Source organism: Caballeronia sp. RCC_10, assembly GCF_041360715.1.
GTDB lineage: Bacteria > Pseudomonadota > Gammaproteobacteria > Burkholderiales > Burkholderiaceae > Caballeronia > Caballeronia grimmiae.
Genome location: NZ_JBFUPT010000074.1, coordinates 1 through 7,041 on the forward strand (window position 1 = coordinate 1; position 7,041 = coordinate 7,041).

Consider the following 7,041-nt stretch of genomic DNA (forward strand, 5'->3'; position numbering starts at 1 on the left):
CTGCCTCCAGGTCGTGACCAATATAGTAGCATTCCTAAGGGCCATTACACGCGCGAGTTACGCAGAGTTTCCTTAACGGTTCGGCACCACGGAGGTCGGCTGGCACCCGAGTACGGAGCGCGTTCGATTTCTTATGTGAGGCGGTCTGACCGAGCTGCACGTCCTCGATCGGACACCGGTGCATTGCGACCGGACGCTGAAAGGCAGTGACATTGAGCCGGTAGAAAGTCAGTATTCTCATCTACCCTCGCTGCGAATTTGTGGATCGAAACATCCGTGAGGTGCCGATGCATCCCACGTCAGCCCTTCGATCTCGCCACGCGGCCTGGGTCTGACTCGACGACGATTATGCCACGTCCAAGTCTAGAAGCCCGTCGTCGCGCAGCCCCGTGCGATGACCGTTTTCGTCGGATACCTTATATACCGTACCCGCTAGCCATATTCACGCGCACAGGGGTGTTGCCGCCATAGCCAGCGTCGCTATAGTCTTAACTACGGTACGTCGACGGACCCTAGACCTGGACGCACGCCCGCGTGCGACGCGCTCCATTCCAAAAAGCGATGCCGTGGGCATGCTGAATGCGCGATCATCCGTGCGCAATCCGCGCTGCCCGTCAGCAGGCGGTGTCTGACGTTGCTTGCCCGATGGGCGGCGTTAAGCGCGCCGCGACGGATGCTATAGCAGGCCCTATATTCGCTGCTGGCATACGCACCTAGCCACCGAGACGCCAGACCGGCGACTTCCATGACAGACGCAATCGAGTTGGATTCAAACGTACCTGGTCACAGGACTTGCAGTGCCTGACGGGACATCGTTCGCCGCCATGGTGATCGTGCGCCTACCAAGCGGTGACCAAGTGGTCAGCGGCCTGTTGAATCGATTTCATGAACCGTACGAGGCCAAGCGTTCAGCTATTGAGCACGGGGTTAGTGAAATCGATCGCTTTTTAGCCGCGCGCCGTGGCCTAAACGCATCGATGGCGTAGCCCGGCCGGGCAAGCGGACTTTAGGAAGGTATCCCCGCCTATCGGTCAAGGCGGGGGGCGGAAAGAGGATGCGAAAGACGCGGCCAGTGGGGCGGTCGATCGTGACCCCGGTTCCGTCGCACCTTAATCGAATGGTATGAGAATGAGGGAGCCGCGTGAGGCTCGGGAGACAGCCATGAATCGCATCTTAGCTCTAACAAGCATTCTGCTCGTAATGACAAGCATGAGCGCGCAGGCGCAAAGCACCCAGAAGGCTGCGTCACCAACGCGTCAGCACGGCACCGCGACGAATCAAGCGGCCGACAGCGCTTCCAGCGGGGCAAGCAGCTCAGGCGGCCCGACACTGATGCAGCAACGTCAGAAGGGCATGTCGCCGGAAGGCGCTTCGGGGGCGGACGCAACCGGAAAGGCAACCGGAAAGATGAAACAGTGAAAGGCGGCATGGCGGGCATGAATCATCAAACGCCGGATAGAGACAGCGTCCAGCGTGACGCTTGCATCGGTCTTGTTATTCTGGACGAATGGACGGATGAACCGGGCGTGCAGCAATACGACTTTGTGACCGAGCGCTGCAATTTTGCGTGCCCACCAGTGGGCGCTCCCGCAGGCTTCCAAAGCGACGCATCCAGCCGCTCGCCGACTAAAGAATTCATAAGTTGTTGCTTCGTGAACTGCCGGTTCACGACCTCGCCAGTTTCCACCTCGATCCAATACGGTTGGAAAGTCCGCTTCGCAATGTCGAGCCCGAACGTCGTAGTATTCATGATGGTCCCTCCGTTCCTCAAGTGGTCGCAACACTTCCACTCTGGCACATCGATGCGTCTGTTCTGCAGGGACCCACTTCTCCGATGTCGCTCCTGCTGCGGCCTCGGATTTCCGTGAAGAGAGGGCGGCGTTCATACCATCTGTCTTCAATGCAGGCCCGGATCTGTGCGGCCGGAAAGACCGCCTCGATCGCTTCGGGAAAGCCGCGCAAGCCGTCGACTACAGCGATCAGGATATCGTGCAAGCCACGGTTTCTCAGTTCGTTGAAGACCTTCAGCCAGAACTTGGCGCCCTCGGTTTGCTCGCTCCACAAGCCCAGCACTTCCATGCGACCGTCGGCACGGATGCCCAGCGCCAGATAGACCGCCTTGTTCTCGACCGTGCCTTCGTCGTGGATCTTCAGGCGCAGCGCATCGAAGTTCACGATCGGATACATGGTCTCAAGCGGGCGTTGCTGCCATTGTTCGACCTCGGCCAGCACTTCGTCGGTGACCGTCGAAATCAGATCGGGCGATACCTGTAGTCCATACAGCTCCAGCAAATGGCCCTGGATCTCGCGCACGCTCATGCCGCGAGCATACATACTGATGATGTGATCATCGGAGCCCGCCAGTCGGCGTTGATATTTGCCGACCAGTTGCGGCTCGAAGGTCGCTTGCCGGTCGCGTGGAATGTCTAGCTTCAATTCGCCGTTGGGCGTCAGAACCGTCTTCGGGCTGGTGCCGTTGCGGTGATTGCCAGCCTTGCCTTGCTCGGTCTCAGAGTCCAGATGGTGACTCAACTCCGCCGCGAGCATACGCTCGGCCAACTGTTTCTTGAGCGGCCCAGCCAAGCCCGCGCCCAGGACCGATTCGGCATCCTTGCCCTGCACTTGGGCAAGCAGTTGGTCGATTAATTCGTCGTTAAAACAGTTTCGGGGCTTTCGGGGCTGCAGCCGCGGCTGCCCATGCAGGCATGGCATTCGGTGTTGCCAACGAGCACATCTCGGCGTCGTGCGGGATGAATGACGGCCGAGGCACCATCTGCCTTCCAAACCCGAATACAGAAGTGGTTCGGGAGCGTACCGTGCCGTTAATCGTCTTTCACGGAGATGCCGACGCTACCGTGCACCCGCTCAATAGCGACCAGATCGTTAAGATGAATCACTTGTCGAGCCTCAACGCGGCTGACACGATGGCGTGCGCTACCACATGCGGCGAGCGCGAAACCAACGGCCGCGCCTACACTCGGGACGTTTGGCGTGATCAAGACGGATCGTTGCTTACCGAGCGATGGCTCGTGCATGGGCTCGGTCATGCCTGGTCCGGCGGTCATCCCGAGGGCACGTACACGGACCCCCGTGGGCCCGGTGCGAGTGCGGCCATCGTTCGGTTTGTCAGCCAGTTCACGCTTGACAACGCGCCGGACGTCCTGCTTATTTAAGCGTTGTATGTAGACATTCGGGCGGATGACTGCTGTGATGCTCGAATTGACGTGCTTGTACAAGAGCAGTAGGGTGAACAATAAAGCCGGTCAGGACGTCCGCTCATAGACTTAGGAAACCGAAATGGCAAAAGATCTTCAGGCTTCGAAGGAGGCAACGTTTGTAGTGAGTGTCCAGGACGCAAGCTCCGAGAGCGGCGAAAACGCGGCGCGATAGAAATGGGCGTTGCCCAACGGTGATCTCCGACACCGAATGCGCGAGGGAGGGCGTTAGAGAGGTGCGCAAATGATAGGGATGACGATGGTCCTGTTGCTTCTCGGCGGAGCGCTCGTCGTTTATCTTAGTACTCAGAATGGCGACGACCGTAGGAATTGGGATATATGGGAGCGCGAACTGAGCGAGTCCCGGAAACACCCCAAAGAAGACGTAACAGACGTGTGACCCGCTTGCAAGGGGCGTAAACCTCACCGATCGACAGGTCCGCGACTAACCGACTCGGCTGTCGCCGTCTACGATCAACTGCCTGAGCTTGCGGCTAGCGGATTGTTCTCCATAACGGGCTGCGTCGGCAGCTTGGATAAACCATGAGCCGTCGCCTCCGTGAGCAATCAGTTCGACGACATTGCCCGTGGTGTGACAAAGCGCCCAACGGGCCGACCATCGAGTGATCTCGTTGAAGCGGCATTCGTAGCACGCAATGTATGCCCGCATGGTTCTATGAACCATGACATGATGATGAACATGTTGCATTGACCACCTCATCCGGCAAAAACGACGGCCTCATAGAGGAGCATTCGCAATGCCAGTGCATCTTAGGTGCAGATTTCGGCCAAGACAGGGGCTAACTCACTCCCGCCGTTGGTGCCACCGCGTAGAGGCGTTCATCGGATGTAACGCTCATTCCTCGTCGCACCGTCATGTAAGCGCAGTTCCGACGACATCACCCCATTTTCAGTAGCACTCGGTTGTGGAGTCCGTGGTTGATGTGACGGCATCGGCCGTCAGTTTTTGAGCGTAAGCCACGGCGTCAAACCGCCCAGCGATTTCTTGGGGCGCTCCTCGTTGTATTCCCGCCGCCAAGTTTCGATCAGAACGCGTGCATGGGCGAGACTCGTGAACCAGTTTTCATTGAGGCATTCGTCGCGGAAACGGCCATTGAACGATTCGATGCAGGCATTCTGATTCGGCTTCCCAGGCTCGATGAAAAACAGCTTCACGCCACGCCGATGTGCCCATGTCAGCATCGCCTTGCCGCAGAATTCTTTGCCGTTGTCCGTTCGGATCCCTTGAGGTAGACCGCACAGCAACGCCAACCGGTCCAGAATGCGCGTAAGCACGTGCCCACTAATGCCCTCTCAGGAACAATGGCCACTGCCTCATGCGTCGCATCTTCCACTATCGTCAAATTCTTAATCACGCGGCCTTCGGCGGTGCGGTCGAAGACGAAATCCATCGACCACATCTGGTTGGCCGCTGACGGCAGGCCCAAGGCTGACGCTCAGAAACCGGCACCTTCTTGCGCTTGCGGCAACGTACTTGCAGGCCTTGCCTGATTTTGTCGAAGCGCTTGGGATTATCTGCCCGCTTAACGAATTGGCTGACCCCCGCGATTAGTACGCTGACGGTGTAGAGTCCGTTCCGACAAGGGAGCGGTCATGAAGAAGCGATTATCGAAGAACAGGTTATCGGCGTGCTGCCGGTCCTGCCCGCGTGCGGCCGTTGAGCCCCGACATTCGGCAGAAGTCGAGCAGCACTCTTAGATCCCGGATCGGGACGGCCGCAGACGGCATGTGCAGGTTCTGCGAAAGGTCATAGACCTTCTCAACCCGCTCTATCGACAACGCCAGCGATTCTAGTGAGCGAGTGACCATAGCCGTTTATCCCGATGATTGATATCTCTGAGACTGTTGGAGGCCAACGAGGAACGATAGAAAGGACTGTCTCGCCATGTAGTTCTCACAGATTAGGAAATTAGCGTCACGTCGTCCAGTGTCGCCGAGCGACTGCGACGTTTGACGGCCGCATGCCGAAGAAAAGGGCCCGCTCCTGCGCCAGGTGGGCGGCCAGGTGAGCTTCCCCCGAAATTTCGCCTCTCAACCAGTCTTGTGGACACTCGACGGAGAGGAAGGGGCCAGGGATGTTTAAGGCACCGAAACTAGCGTACATGGTGGAGTTCATGGTGGCCGCCGTCCAGCGGGTCAGGGAAGGTTAAGGCCTCGGCGCGGTGGCACCGGAATGGGCATGCCGCAGCAGACGCTTCGCAACTGGGTGAAGGACGAGGCGTCGGGCAAGCTGAGGGAGCCGGAGGGAAGCCAGTCACGGCGGAACGATGGAATTGTCCGCGTCTGCGAGCGGAGAACAAGCGCTTGCAAATCGAGCTTGAGATCGTAAAAAAAAGCGGCGGCATACTTCGCGAAGGACCTGCTGGAGGTATGCCGGGATCGATCAGCAGGGTCGGGCGATATCCGCTGTCGTCGCTCACCAGGTGAGCAATCGTCAAGACTGGTGTACGCGGACCGGACGGCGTGATCAGGCGGCCAGTGATTGATGAGCCGGTGTGCTTTCAATCACCGGGGTTCCGTCCTTGAAGGGGATACCCTTCAGAAGCGCCTCGATATTCTCTGCGCTGCGGATTTTCCTCCATGACTTTTCGGCGGCTTCAATCAACTTGAACGCCATCGCGAGGAAGGTTGCGCGCGACAGGCAGTTACGTGTGCGGCTTGTGCGATGGCGCACCGTCGCGAACGTCGATTCAATCGGATTCGTGGTCCGCACATGCTGCCAGTGCTCGGCAGGGAAGTCGTAGAATGCGAGCAATTCGTCTCGGTCCTTCGTGAGTTTCTCGACGGCCTTTGGATACTTTGCCGCGTAAGTGTCGACGAACTGGTTGAACGCGACGATCGCATCGGCTCTTGTCGCGGCATTCCAGATTTCAGCAAGCGCCGCCTTGGCCTTGCCGTGCTGCGACTTGGGCATGACGTTGAGGATGTTGCCGATCTTGTGGAACTTATTCCGATGTCGGAATAAGTTCCATTACGCCGATGTCCGGATTATGCCGAAGTCCGGCTGCAATACCAGGCTGCTGGCGGCGAACGCACTTCGGGTATCGGCATAATCCCGCTCAGTTGAGCGATGCTTCCTTCTCCGCATCTGCGAGACGGAGGCACATCATGTCACATCCATCCCGGGTCCGTATTACCGGACCGCTTGTCTCATTCAGAGACGGCTTCGCTGCCGAGCTGAGCAAACAAGGGTACCGGCCCAACGCCGCAGCGAATCAACTTCAACTCTTTGGGCATCTGAGCCGCTGGCTTGCTTCCCGGCGACTAGATGCAACGATGCTCACCGACCCGGTTCTCGGGGAGTTCTTGGACGCACGACGCGCACAAGGCTACAGGTTGTGGCTCTCAACCAAGGCACTGGTGCCGCTGATCGGCTACCTTGGAAGCATTGGGATTGAGGTCGCAAGTGCTCCAGCGGCCTTGAGTCTCAGCGAAGTGCTACTCTCGCGCTACCACCGATATCTGCTCGATGTGCGCGGGCTTGTCGCTACTAGCGCTCGCGGGTATGTCGACATAGTGCGTCCGTTTGTCGAGGCGAGAGTCGTCGATAGCGAACTCGATTGGAAGACCCTGCAGCCGAAGCACGTGATCGACTTCGTGCTCGCTGCCCGCGACGGACGATCTATTGGTTCAGCGAAACTTACGGTAACGGCGCTGCGCTCGTTATTGACCTACCTGCACATCGAAGGTTTCATCGCGCAGCCGCTTGAGATGGTAGTCCCCTCAGTTTGAAGCGCACCGGGTTTTCCGGAGACCTCAACTCCTGAGAGAATGAGGAAATGGAAAACATCGACAAAGCAAAACG

General features: G+C 58.2%; 2 protein-coding genes and 5 pseudogenes. 3 read left to right on the plus strand and 4 right to left on the minus strand.

What is annotated here, in order from left to right:
- Positions 1 to 1,478 precede the first annotated feature (1,478 nt).
- A pseudogene (locus AB6804_RS31235) lies at positions 1,479 to 1,750 on the minus strand (IS110 family transposase); the annotation flags it as partial.
- Positions 1,751 to 1,899: 149 nt separating this feature from the next.
- Positions 1,900 to 2,712: pseudogene (locus tag AB6804_RS31240) on the minus strand (IS256 family transposase); the annotation flags it as partial.
- Here AB6804_RS31240 and AB6804_RS31245 point away from each other — a divergent pair.
- Entirely contained in the window at positions 2,706 to 3,173 is a 468-nt protein-coding gene (locus tag AB6804_RS31245; RefSeq protein WP_370889744.1) for a PHB depolymerase family esterase, read from the plus strand. The pseudogene AB6804_RS31240 and the gene AB6804_RS31245 overlap by 7 nt on opposite strands.
- A gap of 952 nt (positions 3,174 to 4,125) precedes the next feature.
- On the opposite strand, the pseudogene AB6804_RS31250 reads toward AB6804_RS31245, so the two are convergent.
- A pseudogene (locus tag AB6804_RS31250) lies at positions 4,126 to 4,749 on the minus strand (integrase core domain-containing protein); the annotation flags it as partial.
- Between the two features lie 649 nt (positions 4,750 to 5,398).
- Here AB6804_RS31250 and AB6804_RS31255 point away from each other — a divergent pair.
- Positions 5,399 to 5,632 (plus strand): annotated as a pseudogene (locus AB6804_RS31255) (transposase); the annotation flags it as partial.
- A gap of 71 nt (positions 5,633 to 5,703) precedes the next feature.
- On the opposite strand, the pseudogene AB6804_RS31260 reads toward AB6804_RS31255, so the two are convergent.
- A pseudogene (locus AB6804_RS31260) lies at positions 5,704 to 6,195 on the minus strand (transposase); the annotation flags it as partial.
- Between the two features lie 149 nt (positions 6,196 to 6,344).
- On the opposite strand from AB6804_RS31260, the gene AB6804_RS31265 reads away from it, so the two are divergent.
- The gene (locus AB6804_RS31265) at positions 6,345 to 6,968 is read left to right on the plus strand and encodes a site-specific integrase (protein ID WP_370889745.1); all 624 of its coding nucleotides are present in this window, start codon (positions 6,345 to 6,347) and stop codon (positions 6,966 to 6,968) included.
- The last annotated feature ends 73 nt before the right edge of the window (positions 6,969 to 7,041 follow it).

Excerpts from the sequence above, each read along its gene's own strand:
- AB6804_RS31245 (WP_370889744.1), top strand. The coding sequence starts at position 2,706 with ATGGCATTCGGTGTTGCCAACGAGCACATCTCGGCGTCGTGCGGGATG.
- AB6804_RS31265 (WP_370889745.1), top strand. The coding sequence starts at position 6,345 with ATGTCACATCCATCCCGGGTCCGTATTACCGGACCGCTTGTCTCATTC.